22 protein-coding genes are annotated in these 19,359 nt (G+C 43.1%); 9 read left to right on the top strand and 13 right to left on the bottom strand.

The features are described from left to right. Positions 1-54: 54 nt before the first annotated feature. The 3 genes from NBH01_RS12310 to NBH01_RS12300 all read right to left on the bottom strand — a co-directional run bounded on the left by NBH01_RS12310 (position 55) and on the right by NBH01_RS12300 (position 3,129). On the bottom strand, positions 55-1,197 hold the full coding sequence (locus tag NBH01_RS12310; protein ID WP_008763431.1) for a cytochrome d ubiquinol oxidase subunit II: 1,143 nt from the start codon (positions 1,195-1,197) through the stop codon (positions 55-57). Between the two features lie 112 nt (positions 1,198-1,309). After that, positions 1,310-2,872: a cytochrome ubiquinol oxidase subunit I gene (locus tag NBH01_RS12305; RefSeq protein ID WP_008763430.1), complete on the bottom strand. Its 1,563-nt coding sequence runs from the start codon at positions 2,870-2,872 to the stop codon at positions 1,310-1,312. A 20-nt stretch (positions 2,873-2,892) separates the two neighbouring features. Further along, positions 2,893-3,129 carry a DUF4492 domain-containing protein gene (locus tag NBH01_RS12300; protein ID WP_008763429.1) on the bottom strand — a complete coding sequence of 79 codons (237 nt, stop codon included), beginning with the start codon at positions 3,127-3,129 and terminating at the stop codon, positions 2,893-2,895. Positions 3,130-3,354: 225 nt separating this feature from the next. Here NBH01_RS12300 and NBH01_RS12295 point away from each other — a divergent pair, with 225 nt between their 5' ends. The 9 genes from NBH01_RS12295 (at position 3,355) to NBH01_RS12255 (ending at position 12,285) form a co-directional block, all read left to right on the top strand. Continuing rightward, positions 3,355-4,746 (top strand): TolC family protein, encoded by a 1,392-nt coding sequence (locus NBH01_RS12295; protein ID WP_032840937.1) that lies wholly within the window; start codon positions 3,355-3,357, stop codon positions 4,744-4,746. Positions 4,747-4,797: 51 nt separating this feature from the next. Beyond that, positions 4,798-6,027 (top strand): efflux RND transporter periplasmic adaptor subunit, encoded by a 1,230-nt coding sequence (locus NBH01_RS12290; protein ID WP_008765921.1) that lies wholly within the window; start codon positions 4,798-4,800, stop codon positions 6,025-6,027. Between the two features lie 6 nt (positions 6,028-6,033). Further along, the gene (locus tag NBH01_RS12285) at positions 6,034-6,777 is read left to right on the top strand and encodes an ABC transporter ATP-binding protein (RefSeq protein WP_016267774.1); all 744 of its coding nucleotides are present in this window, start codon (positions 6,034-6,036) and stop codon (positions 6,775-6,777) included. Positions 6,778-6,852: 75 nt separating this feature from the next. After that, positions 6,853-8,073: an ABC transporter permease gene (locus NBH01_RS12280; RefSeq protein ID WP_008765923.1), complete on the top strand. Its 1,221-nt coding sequence runs from the start codon at positions 6,853-6,855 to the stop codon at positions 8,071-8,073. 18 nt (positions 8,074-8,091) lie between these two features. Beyond that, positions 8,092-9,165: a sensor histidine kinase gene (locus NBH01_RS12275; RefSeq protein ID WP_250700127.1), complete on the top strand. Its 1,074-nt coding sequence runs from the start codon at positions 8,092-8,094 to the stop codon at positions 9,163-9,165. Positions 9,166-9,235: 70 nt separating this feature from the next. Then, on the top strand, positions 9,236-9,934 hold the full coding sequence (locus NBH01_RS12270) for a LytR/AlgR family response regulator transcription factor (protein WP_008763423.1): 699 nt from the start codon (positions 9,236-9,238) through the stop codon (positions 9,932-9,934). A 368-nt stretch (positions 9,935-10,302) separates the two neighbouring features. Continuing rightward, positions 10,303-11,526: a tyrosine-type recombinase/integrase gene (locus NBH01_RS12265; RefSeq protein ID WP_004318751.1), complete on the top strand. Its 1,224-nt coding sequence runs from the start codon at positions 10,303-10,305 to the stop codon at positions 11,524-11,526. Between the two features lie 97 nt (positions 11,527-11,623). Further along, the gene (locus NBH01_RS12260) at positions 11,624-11,794 is read left to right on the top strand and encodes a hypothetical protein (protein ID WP_022199780.1); all 171 of its coding nucleotides are present in this window, start codon (positions 11,624-11,626) and stop codon (positions 11,792-11,794) included. 41 nt (positions 11,795-11,835) lie between these two features. After that, positions 11,836-12,285, top strand: coding sequence for a DUF5053 domain-containing protein (locus NBH01_RS12255; RefSeq protein ID WP_044917596.1), 450 nt, complete (start codon positions 11,836-11,838; stop codon positions 12,283-12,285). Positions 12,286-12,586: 301 nt separating this feature from the next. Here the strand turns inward: NBH01_RS12255 and NBH01_RS12250 are convergent, their stop codons facing one another. The 10 genes from NBH01_RS12250 to NBH01_RS12205 all read right to left on the bottom strand — a co-directional run bounded on the left by NBH01_RS12250 (position 12,587) and on the right by NBH01_RS12205 (position 19,357). Continuing rightward, positions 12,587-13,300 (bottom strand): hypothetical protein, encoded by a 714-nt coding sequence (locus tag NBH01_RS12250; RefSeq protein ID WP_004318758.1) that lies wholly within the window; start codon positions 13,298-13,300, stop codon positions 12,587-12,589. 158 nt (positions 13,301-13,458) lie between these two features. Beyond that, positions 13,459-13,929 (bottom strand): DUF6808 domain-containing protein, encoded by a 471-nt coding sequence (locus NBH01_RS12245; protein WP_004318760.1) that lies wholly within the window; start codon positions 13,927-13,929, stop codon positions 13,459-13,461. Continuing rightward, the gene (locus NBH01_RS12240) at positions 13,926-14,504 is read right to left on the bottom strand and encodes an N-acetylmuramoyl-L-alanine amidase (RefSeq protein ID WP_004311567.1); all 579 of its coding nucleotides are present in this window, start codon (positions 14,502-14,504) and stop codon (positions 13,926-13,928) included. The genes NBH01_RS12245 and NBH01_RS12240 overlap by 4 nt, the downstream gene beginning before the upstream one ends. Then, a complete protein-coding gene (locus NBH01_RS12235; protein WP_004311566.1) occupies positions 14,488-15,015 on the bottom strand; it encodes a hypothetical protein in 528 nt (175 codons plus the stop codon). The genes NBH01_RS12240 and NBH01_RS12235 overlap by 17 nt, the downstream gene beginning before the upstream one ends. Beyond that, positions 15,012-15,299, bottom strand: a complete 288-nt coding sequence (locus NBH01_RS12230) for a hypothetical protein (RefSeq protein ID WP_004300312.1) — start codon at positions 15,297-15,299, stop codon at positions 15,012-15,014. Before NBH01_RS12230 ends, NBH01_RS12235 begins: the two co-directional genes overlap by 4 nt. 203 nt (positions 15,300-15,502) lie before the next feature. Then, positions 15,503-15,781, bottom strand: coding sequence for a hypothetical protein (locus NBH01_RS12225; RefSeq protein ID WP_004300310.1), 279 nt, complete (start codon positions 15,779-15,781; stop codon positions 15,503-15,505). Further along, positions 15,744-17,165, bottom strand: a complete 1,422-nt coding sequence (locus NBH01_RS12220) for an RNA-directed DNA polymerase (RefSeq protein WP_004311565.1) — start codon at positions 17,163-17,165, stop codon at positions 15,744-15,746. The genes NBH01_RS12225 and NBH01_RS12220 overlap by 38 nt, the downstream gene beginning before the upstream one ends. A 14-nt stretch (positions 17,166-17,179) precedes the next feature. Beyond that, the gene (locus NBH01_RS12215) at positions 17,180-17,587 is read right to left on the bottom strand and encodes a four helix bundle protein (protein WP_004300306.1); all 408 of its coding nucleotides are present in this window, start codon (positions 17,585-17,587) and stop codon (positions 17,180-17,182) included. Between the two features lie 146 nt (positions 17,588-17,733). Further along, complete coding sequence (locus NBH01_RS12210; RefSeq protein WP_250700126.1) at positions 17,734-18,543, bottom strand: Lcl domain-containing protein; 810 nt, start codon at positions 18,541-18,543, stop codon at positions 17,734-17,736. Positions 18,544-18,568: 25 nt separating this feature from the next. Then, positions 18,569-19,357: an Lcl C-terminal domain-containing protein gene (locus tag NBH01_RS12205; protein WP_009039435.1), complete on the bottom strand. Its 789-nt coding sequence runs from the start codon at positions 19,355-19,357 to the stop codon at positions 18,569-18,571. Positions 19,358-19,359 lie beyond the last annotated feature (2 nt).

The raw sequence follows: 19,359 nt of genomic DNA, 5'->3' as shown, positions 1-19,359 counted from the left end.
CGTTAAAAGGGGAGTTTGACACATCCTCTTCCTTTAATGTCTATCAAAATTACCTTAATAGGAATGTCCTCCTTCATCCATCTCCTTCTCCGTAATCTTATGGCGGTCGATACTACGCCATGCATAGAATATATAAGCTATCACAAACGGAACAAGAATAGAGACATAAGCCATAGTCTTCAGCGTAAATTCACTCGAACAGCTGTTAGCCAATGTCAGCGAACTTTGCAAGTCCGTATATGAAGGATAATAAGCAGTGTTATTATATCCGGCTACGAGTAACAAAGCCAGAACTGTCAGTACCGTACCTATTCCTGCAAACCAGATTCCTTTGTCGAAAGTCTTTTTCAGAACCGTCTTACCGATTCCAAAAAGTACCAATACTACACCTATCAGGAAGATGATCAGAACTACCGGCATTTCTATAAAGTTGATAAAGTACTTATAAGGCTGCATATAAACCTCCAATGTATCCGGATTGACAGCAAAACCGTCAGAAACCAATGTACGGATTACAAATGCCAAAAAGAATACAAGGAAGAAAATAGTATTATTCAATACTGCACGACGACATTTATCGGTCAGTTCCTTATCCGCTATACTATTAATGAAATAGAGCGAACCCAACACACGCGCCAAAAAGAATACAGCCAGTCCGAGAATAACATTCCAGATATTAGTCAACGCGTCCAGTCCGTGCCATCCATTTCCCCAATGACTGATAACCGGCATAATCGTATCCGTCATATTCGCCTTATTGATATAGAAATCAGAACCGGTGAAGAAAGTAGCGACTGCTCCACCCAGCAACAGAGGTCCTACAACCCCATTAATTACCAAGAAAGTCTGATAGGTCTTTTTACCCAGCAAATTCCCTGCCTTGCTCTGGAACTCGTAACTCACAGCCTGCAACACAAAACTGAAAAGAATAATCATCCAAAGCCAGTAAGCCCCACCGAAACTGGTACTGTAAAACAACGGGAACGAAGCAAAGAAAGCACCTCCGAACGTTACCAGCGTAGTAAACGTAAACTCCCACTTACGTCCGGTAGAGTTCACCATCATCTTACGATGTTCCTCCGTCTTACCCAAACAGAACAATAAAGAATTTCCTCCCTGCACAAATAATAAAAATACAAGTATGGCCCCCAGCAAGGAAACGACCAGCCACCAATATTGTTGTAGAAATATATACATAATATGTAAGTATTAAGTTTTAAGTAATAAGTAACAGGTAATAAGTAATAGGTAATAAGTAATAACCATGCTGATAAATCAGTCAGCAGCTACGATTATTACTTAATACCTATTACCTATTACTTATCTCTTCTTCCGGTCCTTTCTTAATCGCCTTCACCATAATCCCTATCTCCGCAATCAGCATTACGGTAAACAAGATCAGGAAGATAAAGAAAGTAGCCTGAACGGAGCCTACATCCAATTTAGAGATAGCCGCCGATGTAGGAAGCATATCGCGGATAGCCCAAGGCTGACGACCGCATTCGGCAACCACCCATCCTGCCTGTCCGGCAATGTAAGCCAAAGGAATGGTCAGCAGAGCGATCCAATGCATCCAGCGCATCTTACTCAAATCTTTCTTATATATAAAGAAGAGCACAACGATGAAGAAAAGGATAAAATATCCGCCCAGGATAACCATTATACGGAAAGCGTAGAAGTTCAGAGGAACATTCGGAACCAGCTGATTCACATCTTTAATATATCCGTATCCGAAGTATGGCATATTCTCCTGCAAAACCTGATAGGCAACAGCGGCATCTTCCTCGTGCCCGGCGCTCTTCGCTGCACGATAAGCAGCCAGCGCTCCGATAGCGGTCTTACCCCGCTCTATCTTTTCGGCTGCCGACAAAGCAGTCGTACCGTCTTTCAGCTGATAGCCGCCTTCGATAATATTGGTAATTCCGGGGACATACCCGTCCACATCCCGCTCGGCAAGGAACGAAAGCATACTGGGTATCTCAATCCGGAACAGGAAAGGGTCTTTCCCATCATTGTAAGTCTTCTTTTCGGGGTTCAGCATTCCTATTCCCACCAGACCTACATTGGTTCCTCCTTCATAAAGTCCCTCTACAGCCGCCAGTTTCATCGGTTGGGTCTGTGCAATCTGATAGCCGGAACCATCGCCCGTCCATACAGCCAGCAGTGAAGAGACAAGCCCGAAGATAGCACCGATCTTTATGCTTGCAAGCGCAAACTCGCGATTACGTTTCTTCAGCAGAAACCAACAACTGATTCCTACAACGAACACGCCACCAAGTACCCATCCGGACAATACCGTATGAAAGAACTTGTTGACCGCTACAGGCGAAGTTGCCACCGCCCAGAAATCAACCATCTCATTACGCACTGTATCGGGATTGAACTCCATACCTACCGGATGCTGCATCCATGCGTTTGCTACGAGAATCCACCAAGCGGAGATCGTAGCCCCCAGACCAGTCAGCCAGGTAGAAGCAAGGTGGAAGCGTTTGCTCACCTTATCCCATCCGAAGAACATGACAGCGATAAACGTGGCTTCCATAAAGAACGCCAGAATACCTTCAATAGCAAGCGGTGCACCGAAAATATCACCTACAAACCAAGAATAATTACTCCAGTTCGTACCAAACTCAAACTCCAGGATCAATCCTGTCGCTACACCAATGGCGAAGTTGATACCGAAAAGTTTCATCCAGAACTTGGCTGTCCGCTTCCAAAATTCATTGCCTGTTTTATAATACAACGTCTCCATTATTCCCATCACCACAGCCAGTCCGAGGGTGAGCGGAACGAAAATCCAGTGGTACATGGCTGTCATCGCAAATTGGGCTCTCGACCAATCGATCAGCGAGGTGTCAATACTTTCAATCATAATCTTATGTAGTTTAAGAGTTAAAAATCAGTGGTTTTCTCCGGAAGTGCACGCTGTATCAGCTCATTTCCCACATACGTACCCTTGTCGGCATCTGTAGGATGATCGCCGAGAAAGTCGGGAAAGAAGAAAATTTTGAGGATGAAGAACATAATGAATAATTTCACTAAGATAATAAGCCACAAAGTACGACCTAACGTCATACTACGGAAACCCTCCAAATAAAAGTTCCATATTGCAAGCAGTGTATTCTTCATAAGCTGACCTTAGAATTTGTAATGAGTACAAATATACAATTTTTATAATTAAAACAAACAAGTATGGCAAAATGTTGCATGATTTGTATGGTTTTTCTCAAAAAACCTGCCTATCGACAGAAAAAAAACATTTAACGGCGAAAAAGCGCCATCTGTCTATCGCTTTTGCAGCTAATATAATATGTACGTACCTTCGTTCCAGTAAATCAATAGACATATAAAAATATGATAAATGTAAGAAGATTGACAGTGATAGTATTTCTTGGAGCGGGTCTGCTGCCCGGTATATCCGCCCAGGAATCTTCTGTGCAGACAGCCGCCCAGAGCGAGATGAATCTCCCCGCCCAATGGGATTTACAGTCGTGCATCGACTATGCGTTGCAACAGAACATTACGATTCGCAAAAACCGGGTGAATGCGGAAAGTACACAGATCGATGTGAAGACAGCCAAAGCTACCCTGTTCCCCAGTCTGTCGTTCTCTACGAGCCAGAACATGGTGAACCGTCCATATCAGGAATCAAGCAGAACGATCAGCGGAAGCGAGGTGATCGAGACAACCAGCAAGACCAGTTACAATGGCAATTACGGTCTGAATGCTTCGTGGACCATTTATAATGGTAGCAAGCGACTGAACACCATCAAACAGGAGAAGCTGAACAATCAGGCAGCCAATCTGGATGTAGAAACGTCCGAGAATAGTATTCAGGAATCTATTGCTCAGATTTACATTCAGATTCTTTATGCAGCGGAGTCCGTCAAGGTCAATGAAAATACGCTGCAAGTTTCCATTGCACAGCGCGACCGCGGACAGGAACTTCTGAATGCCGGAAGCATAGCCAAAAGTGATCTGGCACAGCTGGAAGCTCAGGTCAGCACCGACCGTTATCAATTAGTAACAGCGCAAGCCACTCTGCAGGACTACAAATTACAACTGAAACAACTGCTCGAATTGGATGGGGAGAATGAAATGAACGTCTATCTCCCCGCCCTGTCCGACGAAAACGTACTTTTACCATTGCCCACCAAGAAGGATGTGTATATGAGCGCGCTTACCCTCCGTCCGGAGATCGAGGCGAGCAAACTGAGCGTAGAGGCTTCGGAACTGGGTATCGATATCGCCAAAGCGGGATATCTCCCCACCATCAGTCTGAGTGCAGGTATCGGAACGAACCACACCAGCGGCAGTGACTTCACCTTCGGAGAACAGGTAAAGAACGGATGGAACAACTCCATCGGTGTTTCCGTCAGCGTTCCTATCTTCAATAACCGTCAGACCAAGAGTGCCGTGCAGAAAGCGAAGTTACAGCGCGAAACAAGTCTGCTGTCGCTGCTTGACGAACAGAAAACACTGTATAAGACCATCGAAGGACTCTGGCTGGATGCAAACAGTGCGCAGCAACGTTATGCGGCAGCGAACGAAAAGCTGAAAAGTACACAGATCAGCTACGACCTGATCAGCGAACAGTTCAATCTGGGCATGAAGAATACAGTAGAGTTGCTGACAGAAAAGAACAACTTGCTGCAAGCACAGCAAGAGCAGCTTCAAGCCAAATACATGGCGATACTGAACACTCAGTTGCTGAAGTTCTACCAAGGAGACAAACTGGCATTATAAGCCTTCTTCCTTACTAAAAGCGGAATATAAATAAGTAAAACAGAATATAGAATGAAAACGAAAAAGATTATCCTGATCGCTGTGGCAGTTGCCGTAGTAGTGGGCGGAGGAATCTGGTTCTTTACAGGTTCTCCGGCAAAGCACAAGGTGATGTATGCCAGTGCGACTGTCAGTAAAGGCGATATCTCCAATTCGGTGACTGCCACCGGAACAATCGAACCGGTGATAGAAGTAGAAGTCGGTACGCAGGTATCCGGTATCATCGACAAGATTTATGTAGATTACAACTCGGTAGTAACCAAAGGACAGCTGATTGCCGAGATGGACCGTGTCACTTTACAGAGTGAACTGGCATCCCAGCAGGCAACTTACGATGGTGCCAAAGCCGAATTTGAATATCAGAAGAAGAACTACGAACGTAGCAAGGGATTGCACGATAAGTCATTGATCAGCGATACCGACTACGAGCAGGCTCTCTATAATTATCAGAAGGCCAAGAGCGCTTTCGACAGCAGCAAGGCATCTCTGGCAAAGGCAGAACGTAACCTGTCATATGCTACGATTACTTCTCCGATAGACGGAGTTGTCATCAGCCGCGATGTAGAAGCCGGACAGACCGTAGCTTCCGGATTCGAAACTCCTACCCTCTTCACCATTGCGGCCGACCTGACACAGATGCAGGTAGTAGCAGACGTGGATGAAGCAGATATAGGCGGTATTGAAGAAGGACAGCGCGCCAGCTTTACTGTCGATGCTTATCCGAATGATGTGTTTGACGGAGTCGTGACACAGATTCGTCTGGGAGATGCAAGCAGTAGCAGCAGCGCCAGTTCAAGTACCAGCACGGTAGTCACTTATGAAGTAGTGATCTCTGCTCCGAATCCGGACTTGAAGCTGAAACCGCGTCTGACAGCCAATGTGACTATCTTTATCCTTGATAAGAAAGATGTATTGTCTGTCCCCAACAGAGCTTTGCGTTTCACCCCCGAAGCACCGTTGATCGGTAAGAATGATATCGTGAAAGATTGCGAAGGCGAACATAAGGTATGGACGCGCGAAGGAACCACCTTTACGGCCCATCCGGTAGAAATCGGAATCAGTAACGGTATTTCCACAGAGATCATCAGTGGTGTTGCCGAAGGAACCAAAGTCGTCACGGAAGCCACTATCGGTGCTATGCCGGACGAGAATATGAATAGAGAACCGGGGCAGGGAAACGGAGAAAGAAGCCCGTTCATGCCAGGCCCTCCGGGAAACAACAAAAAGAAAAGCAACAAGTAGCCAAGTATGAAAAAAGTAATTGAACTTCAAAATATCAAACGAGACTTTCAGGTGGGAGAAGAAACCGTCCATGCGTTACGGGGCGTTTCGTTCACCATCAACGAAGGTGAGTTTGTGACCATCATGGGTACTTCCGGTTCGGGAAAGTCCACACTGCTCAACACGTTGGGCTGTCTGGACACTCCTACCAGCGGGGAGTATCTGCTCGATGACATCTCCGTGCGCACCATGAGCAAGCCTCAGCGTGCCGTACTGAGAAACCGGAAAATCGGCTTCGTCTTCCAAAGCTACAACTTGCTGCCCAAGACGACGGCTGTGGAAAACGTAGAGTTACCGCTGATGTACAACTCATCAGTGAGCGCTTCCGAACGTCGCCGGCGTGCCGTCGAAGCGTTACAGGCTGTAGGTTTGGGCGACCGGTTGGAGCATAAGTCCAACCAGATGTCCGGAGGACAGATGCAGCGCGTAGCCATCGCCCGTGCACTGGTAAACAACCCTGCGGTCATCCTTGCCGACGAAGCAACCGGAAACCTCGACACACGTACGTCTTTTGATATACTTGTCCTGTTCCAGAAACTTCATGCGGAAGGACGTACCATTATATTCGTAACGCATAATCCCGAAATCGCGCAATACAGCAGCCGGAACATCCGCCTGCGCGACGGTCATGTCATTGAAGATACAGTCAACTCTCATGTCCTGTCCGCCGCCGAAGCACTGGCCGCATTGCCCAAAAGCGACGAGGATTGAAGATAAGTAATAGGTAATAAGTATTAGGTATTGGGTATTAAGTATCAAATATTAAGTAATAAGTAACAGTAGTTTATGAATGGAACTAACTTATTTAAAATAGCTCTCCGGGCATTGGCGAACAACAAGCTGCGTGCTTTCCTCACCATGCTTGGTATCATCATCGGTGTCGCTTCCGTCATCACGATGCTCGCTATCGGTCAGGGATCGAAGCGAAGCATCCAGCAACAGATATCGGAGATGGGATCGAACATGATCATGATCCATCCGGGAGCCGACAGACGGGGGGGGGTCCGGCAAGACCCATCGGCTATGCAGACGTTGAAGCTGACCGACTATGAGGCCTTGCGCGATGAGACCAATTTCCTGTCCGCCATCAGTCCTAATGTGTCTTCGTCGGGACAGCTTATCGCGGGTAACAACAACTACCCGTCATCCGTCAGCGGTGTTGGGCTGGAGTATCTCGACATCCGTCAGCTGAGTGTAGAAAGTGGAGATATGTTTACGGAAGCCGACATACAAAGTTCGGCTAAGGTCTGCGTGATCGGTAAAACGATTGTAGACAACCTCTTTCCGGACGGAAGCGATCCGATAGGGAAAATCATCCGCTTCAACAAGATACCGTTCCGGGTGGTCGGTGTGCTCAAAGCCAAAGGGTACAACTCTATGGGACAGGATCAGGACAATATCGTACTGGCTCCTTACACCACCGTCATGAAACGATTGCTTGCCGTCACCTATCTTCAGGGTGTCTTTGCTTCTGCCCTATCGGAAGACATGACCGAGTATGCTACCGATGAAATCACGGAAATCCTGCGGCGCAACCATAAATTGAAAGCTTCGGACGAAGACGATTTCACCATCCGTACCCAACAGGAGTTGAGTACGATGCTAAACTCTACCACCGATCTGATGACCACCCTGCTCGCCTGTATTGCCGGAATATCTCTGGTAGTGGGCGGTATCGGTATCATGAATATCATGTACGTATCCGTCACCGAACGTACCCGTGAAATCGGTCTGCGTATGTCCGTCGGCGCACGTGGCGTTGATATTCTGAGCCAGTTCCTCATCGAGGCTATCATGATCAGTATTACGGGAGGTCTTATCGGAGTCATCATAGGCTGCGGAGCCAGCTGGATCGTGAAGAGCGTGGCACACTGGCCTATCTTCATCCAACCTTGGAGTGTCTTCCTTTCTTTCGCTGTCTGCACCGTCACCGGAGTCTTCTTCGGATGGTATCCTGCAAAGAAAGCAGCAGATTTAGACCCGATAGAGGCAATCAGATACGAATAAAAAACTATCTTTGTCTTTATGAAACAAAGCCTAACATCCGCACGTCGTCCCCTGGAAGCACTGATACACATTATCGGCTGGGGGATTATGTTCGGTTTTCCGTTCTTCTTTGTAGAGCGCGAAAACGGAAACATCAACTGGATGGCATACTTACGCCATTCTGCCGTACCGTTGTCTTTCATGATCGCGTTCTACGTCAACTACTTCCTGCTGGTTCCCCGATATCTTTTTCAGAGCCAGACCAAGAGATATATTACTTACAATATTCTCCTGTTGTGTGTCATCGGTCTGATGCTGCACCTTTGGCGGAGTCTGACATTCGATCCTTCCTTTGTTCCCAAGCCTCACCGGTCGGGTGGTCCTCCGGGATGGCTGTTCTTTGTCAGAGATATGCTGAGTCTCGTCTTCACCATCGGACTGAGTGCCGCCATACGTATGAGTGTCCGATGGACACAAGCGGAAGCTGCCCGTAAGGAAGCGGAACGGAACCGTTCGGAAGCGGAACTGAAGAATCTGCGCAATCAACTGAACCCGCATTTTCTGCTCAATACGCTGAACAATATCTATGCCTTAATTGCTTTTGATACAGACAAGGCGCAACAAGCTGTGCAGGAACTAAGCAAGCTCCTACGCTATGTGTTGTATGATAATCAGCAGACCTACGTCCCGCTAGGCAAAGAGACTGACTTTATCCGCAACTATATCGAACTGATGCGCATCCGCCTGTCTTCCAATGTACAGATGACTACGCAGATTGATATACTGCCGGACAGTCGGACTCTTATCGCACCGCTTATCTTTATCTCGCTGATCGAGAATGCCTTCAAGCACGGTATATCGCCTACGGAACGGAGTTTTATCCATATCCATCTTGCGGAAAATGAGACGGAAGTGATCTGCGAGATAAGCAACAGCAACCACCCGAAGAACATAATGGACAAGAGTGGTTCGGGGATAGGACTGGAACAGGTGAACCGACGACTGGAGATTCTTTATCCAGGCCAGTATACCTGGCAGAAAGGTATTTCGGAAGACGGCAAGGAGTATAGATCAAGGCTGAGCATCCGTGTGAGGGAGAGTATTAATAAGTAATAAGTATTAAGTAATAGGTAATAATTGAGAGTATATTCGGTTTAGGTAATTAAATAAAATATAGAGAATTATGATATTACGTTGTGCCATTGTAGATGATGAGCCATTGGCTCTGGGCCTACTGGAAAGTTATGTGAATAAGACTCCGTTTCTGCAACTTACAGGAAAATATTCCAGTGCAGTTCAGGCAATGAAGGAGTTGCCGGGCGAAGAAGTCGATCTTCTTTTCCTTGACATTCAGATGCCGGAACTTAACGGACTGGAGTTCTCACAAATGGTAGATTCCCGTACGCGTATCGTTTTTACCACCGCATTCGGTCAATACGCTATCGACGGTTATCGTGTCAATGCACTCGATTATCTGCTGAAACCGATCTCGTATGTCGATTTCCTGCAAGCAGCCAATAAAGCCCTGCAATGGTTCGAGCTGGTGCAGAAGCCGGAAGAGATAGACAGCATCTTTGTAAAAAGCGACTATAAGCTGGTACAGGTAGAACTGAAAAAGATCATGTACATCGAAGGACTGAAAGATTACATCAAAATATATACGGAAGATGATGCCAAACCCATCTTGTCACTCATGAGCATGAAAGCCATGGAAGAGCTTTTGCCTTCCAGCCGGTTCATACGTGTACACCGTTCATTCATCGTCCAAAAGGACAAAATACGGGTGATCGACCGTGGACGTATCGTCTTTGACAAAACGTATATCCCCATTAGTGATAGTTACAAGCAGGTTTTTCAGGCATTTTTGGATGAAAGAAGCTGATGATTGTCGAATTTATCGGCAAAAAAGTGAATTTTGTCGATTATAGTTTGTCAGAAATCGGTTTTATATGTAACTTTGCAACGAACAGAAAGGGATTGTGAAATTCCAAGAATAGAATAGTTTAGTTAAGTCTAGTTTAGTTTTTGTGTTGATCGGAAGCCTGCGAGCGAGCATGAGCTTCCGATTTTTATTTTATTGATATACAGCATATTAAAAGCACAATCGAACTATTTTTCCTATCAATTAGTAGTCTATAATAGAGAGCAAAAACGTCACTTTTGACGCTATAAAATGGTCGGATTATGGTCGGAAAATTCCCGGATTAGAATCTGATTATAAGTAAATTACAATAGGATGTTAAAAAAATAATGGTCGAAAACGCCATTTTTACCCTAAAAACACAAATTATGGCTACATTAACATTGGTAATAGTTCCCGCAAAAAGGTTATCAGACGGGACACACAAAATAAGAATTCGAGTCGCACACAACTCTGAAACGAGATTCATCACCACGGATATAGTGGTAAGGGAAAACGAGTTTAAGAACGGTAAAATAGTACACCGTCCAGACAAGGATTTTCTCAATACAAAATTACAACAGCTATACAACCTTTATTTCAAGCGATACATGGAACTGGACTACCCTGATTCGCTCACGTGCACGCAATTAGTCAAAATGATAACTAACCCGTTAAACGGAGAAAAGCATCGTAAGTTCGAGGATATCGTGGATGAATATCTGTCCCAAATAGATGAAGAAGAACGTACCAAGACATACAAGCTCTATCGGCTGGCCACAAACAAGTTTATGCAATTCATCGGGAACGGTTCTCTCATGGAACATATTACCCCTATCAGAATGAACCAGTACATATCATGGCTCAAAAAGACAAAGCTGTCAAGCACCACAATCAACATCTACATAACCCTGCTAAAGGTTATCATTAACTATGCTATAAAGATGAGATACGTCACCTACGATATCGACCCTTTCATCACAGCCAGAATTCCATCAGCCCAAAAGAGGGAAACGCAAATCACCGTCGAAGAACTCAAGACAATCAGGGACGCCAATTTAGAGCATTACAATCTCAACGTCACACGGGACATTTTCATGCTTACTTATTATCTTGCCGGCATGAACCTAGTAGACATACTAGCATACGATTTCCGGACGGATGAAATAAACTACATCCGAAAAAAGACCAAAAACACCAAAGAGGGGGACTCCCTGATTTCCTTTTCCATTCCCGAAGAAGCAAAGCCCATTATAAAAAAGTATATGAAAAAGAATACAGGGAAAATCATATTCGGGAAATACAAGAACTATACCTCCTGCTATAACCTGCTGGCCAGGAAAATCAGTCAATTAGGCAAGGTGGCAGGAATCAGGCATAAATTCACCCTATATTCAGCCCGCAAATCTTTCGTCCAACATGGATATGACCTGGGAATTCCTCTTAGTACACTGGAATACTGTATCGGGCAATCAATGAAAGAAGATAGACCAATCTTCAACTATGTCACAATAATGAGAAAACACGCTGATAAAGCAATCAGGGAAATACTTGACAACTTGAAAAATGAATAATCACATATAAAATAAATCACTAAGAATTTGCATAATAATCAAATGCTTATTATCTTTGTAGTGTCAAATAAGAGTTCTTAATTTTAATGTTTAACTGATGAAAGATGAAGAAAAAAAAGAATTAGAACAAGAGTATGAGAATTTAAAACTTCTCGCTTCATTTCACGAGGTCTATGGGGTTCCTGAAAATGCCAAAGAACGGGAAGCGCTTATAAATGACATACTCGATCGGATGAACGAAATCCAAGAGAAATTAAAAAAGTTGTAATTAACATCCCTCCCTTCGGGGAGGGACAAACATTAAAAGCTATGATAGATTGGAATGATTGCCTGCCAACAAAAGAAATGCAGGTTGACTTTGAAAGATTCAAAGAACTAAAAACCACAGAAGAAAAAGAAGCTTTCAAAAAGGAAATGCAGGATAAATATAATAAACTACCGGAAGCCCAAAAGGAAGCCTACAAAAAAGCATCTGAAGCTGGGCTAAAAGCAACGGTAAATGCCTGCAATGATTATATAGAAAGAGTGGAAGAAGCCATATTACGTGATAAACTTGGAGAATTGCCCGAAGCAATCTCATTCAGTTATATTGCAAAGAAATATTTTGGTAAAAGTAGAAACTGGCTATATCAGCGTATTAACGGAAATATAGTCAACGGGAAAAAGGCTCGCTTTACTGACAATGAACTCAAAACGTTCCTGAACGCTTTGAACGATGTTAGCGAAATGATTCATCAGACATCATTAAAAATCAGTTAAGCTCTTATTTGACACCATCCCTGCATTGAGCCGATGCAGGGATTTTTATTGTCTAATCGAAAAAAAATTGTATCTTTGCAACATCAAGATAATACGGACATAATTCGGATTATTTTGGTTTGACTTTGGTGAGGGGGTGGTTCCCCTCACTTTTTTTATATCCACGATCGAACTTTTCATTTATATATTAGTACTATCTTATGTAACCCTTCTTGAGAGTTTGTTGATTCGTGTGTTGTTGATAGGAAGGATTACAAAAAAGGCAGCCTAATAAGCTGCCTTTCATTTATCTTCAATCCAATTATTTACTTACATCCCAATCAAAAGAATAAACATAACCATTGATAGGTATATTTATAGTTAGAATCTTTCCCTTTTTTCTTTTAATGTTCATATATCCTATTATACCCTCATTGGGATGTACTGTTGTCTTCTTTAGATATCCTTGCCTTTTTATTTCCCTATCATTATCCATCATTTTACCCAATGTTTGTAGTTGATAAGATGATGCCATATTAGCTTGAAAAGCCGCATTTGCATCATAATGGTTGGTCACTGTTGTATAAGCGGTACCATTTGACGAATACGATGTGGAATAAGATGTAGAATATCCGGCACTTCCTGCACTAAGCCCAGAAGAAAAGCCATATAAGGCCATAGCCCAGTTTTGAGACTTTCTTATCTTTTTCTGAAAAGCTTCATTTGTGTATACCATTAATTGATAATTATCTCCTCTATTAGTCAGCAAATGAGAAGTAACATCGTCCGGCGTAAATATGACCGACGAATCACACTGATTCTTGATGAAAACATCAATCCGATAATATTTTCCATAATCATCCTTCGTTTCATAAGTCGTAAGGCCAACGATAAAACCATTCGCATTTCTATATGCCCAAAGATTCCCATCATTATATTCTGTCATAACCGTAGAATCATTTTCTGATAGAATTAAAGTTTGTGCTTTGGATATTATTGAAATACACGCAAAAAGAAATAAACATATATATTTCATACCTTCAATATAATTTATATAAGTTACATCATAAGATTAGATTAAAATGCAAATACGAAATTATAAATAATATGTGAAATATCCAAAAAGAATTTAGCAGTAAAAAAAATAATGGAGAAGTAATCTACGAATACTAGTGTATTGTATTTCCTTTTTCATTACCACATAATCAAATTACAGCTTATTCCCACCCCAACATACCAACCGCCCGGATAACTATATCCTGTCTGTAAGCCTAATCCCCAACGTTTTTTCTTCTGTAAAGGTGAAAGAGTAATAATTTCCTTGTCTCTGTACACCTCCATAAAATCAAGACTAGGCTTATATCCACTAACTATGGCCCGGTAATTATCAGTTTTATATTCCTTGCTTACAATAGGTACAAGTACCGGAATTGAATCACCTTCTACGGTTCTGTCAGTCGTAGTATCTATCAAGATAGGTAAATATACCGTATCGATACGCTTTGGAGTTCTCTTTGCCGGTTTGGGTATTGTGTCTCTTACTGTGTCCCGGACATGTACAGTATCTCCCTTAATGTACACAGTTGACAGATCGTGCAGATGACAACGCATCCACACGATCACGCCAAACAATAGACAGACTAATATCCACGGAAGAGACTTCATATGCCTAGATATTTACAAATGCCTTTCACATGAAGAGAAACAATAGTCCGTTTCCCCTCCTCTGACAGCAGGAAATCCACATCTTCTTTGTTATCCTGAAACAGATTCTCCGTCAGAACAGCCGGACAGTTCGTATGTTTCAAGATATAAAAACTACTCTCCTTATCTGGATCACCGTCTGCCATATCCTTCCGTATTTTCATTCCAAACAAACATTCTTCAGCAGTAGCATACAGACAGTCAGCCAGCTTATCGGCTTTTGTCTGTCCCACACTGGTCCATGCTTCCCAACCACGTGCTTGCATCCAATTTGAACCATTACCGGCTGCATTGCAATGGATAGAAATAAGAATTGCTTCAGAAGTTTTATATTCATTCACTCGCCTACAACGTTCTGACAAAGGAACATCTATTTCCTCTTTCACGACCAGTTCCGCATCAATACCTAATTTACGCAATTCAAATACTACACGCCCAGCAATTTCACGGGTATAGGAGTATTCCCTTAACCTGCCATCTGGAGAACACTTACCCGGAGTATTACTACCGTGACCGTTATCAATCAATATTTTCATATCTTTCCTCTTTATCTAGTTCGTTTTCGATTCTATCAATAATTCCTTGTACATGTGTAGGCGTAGCCCGCTTAAATTCAAAACGTATTACATGGTAAATTATACGAAACCCTTTGTTTCTAGGATAAGCAATAATCAGATTCTTAAATGCGTTCTGAAGATATACATAAGAAAATACATACGTAATAGTCTTAATAACTAACAATGAGTTCTCACCATCTCCTATCAAGCTCATAAAGGAGAAGACTACTTCAATGATTATAAGATAGAGGAGAAGTTCGACCAAGGCATTTTTAAACTTATCCCACTTAAAGTTTTTACAACGTATAATTGAAACACCATCAGCCCTCATTCCGCACCAAATATTAAATCCAAACATTACAACTAATGCTATAAGAAAACCTTTAGTCGGCGTTAAATAAGCAAGAAGAGAACTGAACATCGAAACGAAAATAATTCGTATCTGGTCTACATTAAATAACTCATATAACCATCTCATAATATTAATCATAAAGTTACTACCAATATTGAAAACACAGTAATCAGCCCAGGAAGCAAAACAGTAGCTAATGCGTCAAGCCAATCAAAGATGAACCCGCACTTTTTCTGAATGTACTCAACCACTATTGCGGCAATGGCGGTTGTCGTTAAAGAAACAATAGCAGATTTACAGAAATCAATGCCTAATAGAAGGAAACAGAAAACAAGCATTACAACAAAGACGAACATCCCGGCTTTGACGTGTGCCGGTCGGTTAGATTGCAAAAGCCAATCATACAATACTTTTATACCCATACTCATAGCGTTTAATTATTAATAAAATATTCTGTATGGAACAAATGTATTGAGTATAATAACGAGTTTTACAAAAATGGAAAATCTTGGAAATCAATTCTATGATAAATATCTATAAAACAAGACATTATAATTTTCACTTTTTCCATAAATAAAAAAGGGATGCTTGATAAGCACCCCTAAACAACCAACAGATTGAACTATTAATCCGTAAACATATACACGGAAAGATCAACCTTTTCTATTTCGTCTGAAATTGTATCTCCATACATTGTTAGACACACCCGATAACGGTCAATACTTCTTTGAATCTGTTGCAAGGTAGGTTTCTCGGGATATTCCGAACTGGCAAAAGTTACCAGTTCTTCACCATTCTCACTGGTACCAACCACCCGGAAGTGATGACGTACAATCCAAGTTCCGTCCGGCTGTTGCTCGATAGGCTTAGCAATCCCACGCGGTAAGATATTTTTTTGATCCATGTTTTTTGATATGTTTAATTAGTTGTTTTCTATGGTTATATTTATTCTTCAATACAAACTTTTCAAAATGTCCTTCGATATAAACATATTCCCACCATTCAGGAAGCAACATCGCTGCAATTTTACGGCGGATATTGTACGTTGCAAAGTGTTTCATCAGGCCATAATAAGAGTTCATCGTACTCACAAACTTCTCAACATACGCTTCTGCAAATCCATTTTCAGCTATTCTATTAAATTTCCTGACAGCGTTATATGTGTTACCAACCACCCTGTTAGATACATAAATTCTACCAGGCAAAATGAACGCCCCTACAAACAAGACTCCTTTTTTATAATGCTGAAGATACAGTTTGCGTGGATGCAACCGTAAAAGGAGTTGTTCTTTCAGGAAACCATCAAGAAGATGGACTTTGGACAATATTTCTTCCGGTGATTTCACTACGATACAAAAGTCATCAACAAAGCGTACATAATATATGAATCCCAGTATTTCCATCACGAAATAATCATATACAGACGCCAGAAAGTTGGCTATGAGTTGCGACGGCAGGTTCCCGATAGCCACTCCCCTGTCAGGGTCATTATGAAACAGACTTTTATTACTGGGAAGTTTGTCCCACATGGAGACGGGAGAGCGTCTGATACACTTATTTTGTGGACAATGAAAGATAGTAACGGCTAGAAGGTAAAGCAGACATTCAATATCATCGCCTTTATAATTGTCCCTTACGAATATGTTCAGCATTTCCCATACCAACGATTTCGAGATAGACATGAAGAAACTGAACAGGTCATCTTTGAAAATGTACGCATCGGCAGTATAATTCTCACTGACCTCGACTATCATGTTATTCAGATAGTGCACGGCAGACAGACATCCCTCACCTTTCCGGCAGTTCTTCGAGACGTTCCCTTGTTCCCGAAAACGTTCCTCTAAAATCGGCTCGATACGAAGAGCGATCCAGTGATGGACAACACGATCAATGAAAGCGGCGGCAAAAACCTCCCGATATACCGGGTAAGTCCGTATGAATACTTTTGAAAAGTCCGGTACATATTCACCGTAAATAATAGAATACCATAGCCGCACCAATGCAGACTGATAATCATTATAAAACTCAACACAATCCGTACTCGTTCTTTTCTGTCTGGCACAATCTTCGGATGCTTCGAAAATACTGCTAAGAAGTATGTCATAGATTATATTACCTGTTGCGGCGAGGGGACGAACCCGGTTCGCGTTCTGGCGGTTGTTCGTGTTGACGTTGCCGTTGTTGAAGTTCACGTTCCAACTGCTGGAAGCCGTTGCATCCGCTATCTTAGTCTTTCCCGGCTCATCACCGGGGGGATGCCCAATAAATAATTCTAATTGCTCACTCATAATCCCCTTGGCGATTATGACTCCGGCTTTGCGACTTGTTGCGATCCGTTAGCTTTTTGCCGTTGGAGATCTGCAACCGTTTTTTTGTACCAACCGGTACTTTGCTTACCGATGCTCTCTGCAAGCAGACAGATTTCGGCAGTTTGAGTCAGGCTGGTCAAATGTCGTTCTTCACACACTCTTAGCAGTAATTTCAATGCATCAAACTCACACAAAAACTTCATCAGATAATCTGCACGATGCTCAAGGTTCATATCTGTATTTGCATAACGGATATATTCGCAACAATGAACGGCAAGCATCATCAACTCCGTACCAAATTCATACCGGAACGCCTTGGGGAATTGTTGCCGGGCATCAATGATAAGGTTCAGAAGCTTATACATCGAATTTGATATAGGAAGGTCTTGTGTAAGTGCCATGTTAATTTTTTAATATTTTAATGTATGTATTAGAGGGGGCAAAGTTAATAACTGTAAAGCAATTAACACAATTTTAGCTCAAAAAAGTGAAGCTAAAAAGCCCCTGCCGGGGCTTTTATTTAGCTAACCCTTTAAGGGATAAAGAATTAAAGGGATAAAGTGTTTATTGCGGCGAGGGGACGAACCCGGTACGCGTTCTGGCGGTAGTTCGTGTTGACGGTGCCGCCGTTGAAGCCCACGTTCCAACTGCTGGAAGCGTCATATTCGGTACTAGACCAATACCAGTCATTTGTAAATATATTTTGATTGCCAAACATAGAAGTTATGAGCTCATTGATTTCGGTTTTATACTTGGCCATAAGCATAAGTTCACCCAATGCGGGCAGGTTCCACACGGTTGTATCTTCAATTCCGTCAGATTCAAGCGTACAGGCTTTATAGGCTCTGGCAACTTCGGCGGCAGGGGCGCCGACAGTTCCCTGGGTGTCCTTGACGCCTGCAAGGGTTTCTATTATAACATCGGTATTTTCCTTGCCGTCGAAGGTATCATAGAGTCCTTGGTTACCACTGCCGTAGTTTTTCAGGCCGCGTAGGTCAGTTCCGTAGCCACCCCATTTGAACGTTTTGTTGCCGCCTGCGTCAACGCAGTCACTTTTGGCGATAATGAACTGGTGGCATTCGGCACGAAGTCGGATGCCAATACGGATATACTTGGAGCGGTTATTTGCGCTCATGGAGTTCCATTCGGAAGCCGTGAAAAAGACTTGTTCACCGTCTTCAATTCGGAGAGTAGCCAAAGAAAGGTCAAGAAGCGTACCTGCCCATTGCATATACTTGGCGATGTCACTCGCCGGGGTATTTTCATTGACGGTTGTAAAACCGATTGATTGCAAAGCTGCAACTTGGTCTTGTTTATTCAGGCGCATAAGCATTGCGTTAGCGATATTTTTATCCATTTTATTATATAATTTTAGGTTAATACTATTCAGAAGCAACAGCTCTCACATGGAGAAGATTTGAATTTTTGTTTTGATTCGTAATACGCCCGGTATTCAGTTCGAACGCCCAGGCGGAGTTAGTATCCCAAATTGTTGATGACCAGTAGTATTTATCAGTCATCAGCATACTGTCACTACTCCAAAAGGTACGCATCATCTCATTGATTTTATCGCGGTAGCGGTACATCAGAAGCATTTGGCCAGATGAAGGAAGGAACCAGTTGGATTCATCCTCGATACCGTCACTTTCCAAAGTGTAGGCACGGTATGCACGGGCGGCTTCGGCAGCTGGCGCACCGATCACACCACTATTATTTTGGTCTTTCAGAGTTGCGATAATGAGGTCAGTATCTTCCTCACCCGTGAAGCAGCCATACATGGCGCCCAGTCCTTTTTGATTCAGGCCATCTATGGCTTTGCCCTGACCGCCCCAGTAGAAGGTGGTAGTCATGTCGGCATTATAGCACTCCTGGGCGGAAATTACGAAGGAGTGTCCATGTGCCCGGATACGAAGACCGCGTTTGATAAACAACTGTTTGTTGGTAACCGTGAGGGAATCCCATTCCTCACGGGTGAAATACCATTTGGAGTTATCCGAGATGCGGTTACAGGCAAGATTCAAATCAAGCAGGCCGGCAGCCCACTTGATACGTTGTCCAAATTCAGATGCGCGGGAATTCTCGGTGATATCCGAGAATCCAACGGCGTTCAGTGCTGCTACTTGTGCCTGTTTATTCAAGCGAAGCAGCGTTGCGCTTTGTTCATTCGTCATAG

This window comes from Bacteroides sp. B1-V-101 (assembly GCF_023656585.1).
Taxonomy (GTDB): domain Bacteria; phylum Bacteroidota; class Bacteroidia; order Bacteroidales; family Bacteroidaceae; genus Bacteroides; species Bacteroides thetaiotaomicron.
The sequence above is the reverse complement of the archived record's forward strand: the minus strand, read 5'-3'. Positions and strand labels throughout refer to the sequence as shown.

Excerpts from the sequence above, each read along its gene's own strand:
- NBH01_RS12310 (WP_008763431.1), bottom strand. The coding sequence starts at position 1,197 with ATGTATATATTTCTACAACAATATTGGTGGCTGGTCGTTTCCTTGCTG.
- NBH01_RS12305 (WP_008763430.1), bottom strand. The coding sequence starts at position 2,872 with ATGATTGAAAGTATTGACACCTCGCTGATCGATTGGTCGAGAGCCCAA.
- NBH01_RS12300 (WP_008763429.1), bottom strand. The coding sequence starts at position 3,129 with ATGAAGAATACACTGCTTGCAATATGGAACTTTTATTTGGAGGGTTTC.
- NBH01_RS12295 (WP_032840937.1), top strand. The coding sequence starts at position 3,355 with ATGATAAATGTAAGAAGATTGACAGTGATAGTATTTCTTGGAGCGGGT.
- NBH01_RS12290 (WP_008765921.1), top strand. The coding sequence starts at position 4,798 with ATGAAAACGAAAAAGATTATCCTGATCGCTGTGGCAGTTGCCGTAGTA.
- NBH01_RS12285 (WP_016267774.1), top strand. The coding sequence starts at position 6,034 with ATGAAAAAAGTAATTGAACTTCAAAATATCAAACGAGACTTTCAGGTG.
- NBH01_RS12280 (WP_008765923.1), top strand. The coding sequence starts at position 6,853 with ATGAATGGAACTAACTTATTTAAAATAGCTCTCCGGGCATTGGCGAAC.
- NBH01_RS12275 (WP_250700127.1), top strand. The coding sequence starts at position 8,092 with ATGAAACAAAGCCTAACATCCGCACGTCGTCCCCTGGAAGCACTGATA.
- NBH01_RS12270 (WP_008763423.1), top strand. The coding sequence starts at position 9,236 with ATGATATTACGTTGTGCCATTGTAGATGATGAGCCATTGGCTCTGGGC.
- NBH01_RS12265 (WP_004318751.1), top strand. The coding sequence starts at position 10,303 with ATGGTCGAAAACGCCATTTTTACCCTAAAAACACAAATTATGGCTACA.
- NBH01_RS12260 (WP_022199780.1), top strand. The coding sequence starts at position 11,624 with ATGAAAGATGAAGAAAAAAAAGAATTAGAACAAGAGTATGAGAATTTA.
- NBH01_RS12255 (WP_044917596.1), top strand. The coding sequence starts at position 11,836 with ATGATAGATTGGAATGATTGCCTGCCAACAAAAGAAATGCAGGTTGAC.
- NBH01_RS12250 (WP_004318758.1), bottom strand. The coding sequence starts at position 13,300 with ATGAAATATATATGTTTATTTCTTTTTGCGTGTATTTCAATAATATCC.
- NBH01_RS12245 (WP_004318760.1), bottom strand. The coding sequence starts at position 13,929 with ATGAAGTCTCTTCCGTGGATATTAGTCTGTCTATTGTTTGGCGTGATC.
- NBH01_RS12240 (WP_004311567.1), bottom strand. The coding sequence starts at position 14,504 with ATGAAAATATTGATTGATAACGGTCACGGTAGTAATACTCCGGGTAAG.
- NBH01_RS12235 (WP_004311566.1), bottom strand. The coding sequence starts at position 15,015 with ATGATTAATATTATGAGATGGTTATATGAGTTATTTAATGTAGACCAG.
- NBH01_RS12230 (WP_004300312.1), bottom strand. The coding sequence starts at position 15,299 with ATGGGTATAAAAGTATTGTATGATTGGCTTTTGCAATCTAACCGACCG.
- NBH01_RS12225 (WP_004300310.1), bottom strand. The coding sequence starts at position 15,781 with ATGGATCAAAAAAATATCTTACCGCGTGGGATTGCTAAGCCTATCGAG.
- NBH01_RS12220 (WP_004311565.1), bottom strand. The coding sequence starts at position 17,165 with ATGAGTGAGCAATTAGAATTATTTATTGGGCATCCCCCCGGTGATGAG.
- NBH01_RS12215 (WP_004300306.1), bottom strand. The coding sequence starts at position 17,587 with ATGGCACTTACACAAGACCTTCCTATATCAAATTCGATGTATAAGCTT.
- NBH01_RS12210 (WP_250700126.1), bottom strand. The coding sequence starts at position 18,543 with ATGGATAAAAATATCGCTAACGCAATGCTTATGCGCCTGAATAAACAA.
- NBH01_RS12205 (WP_009039435.1), bottom strand. The coding sequence starts at position 19,357 with ATGACGAATGAACAAAGCGCAACGCTGCTTCGCTTGAATAAACAGGCA.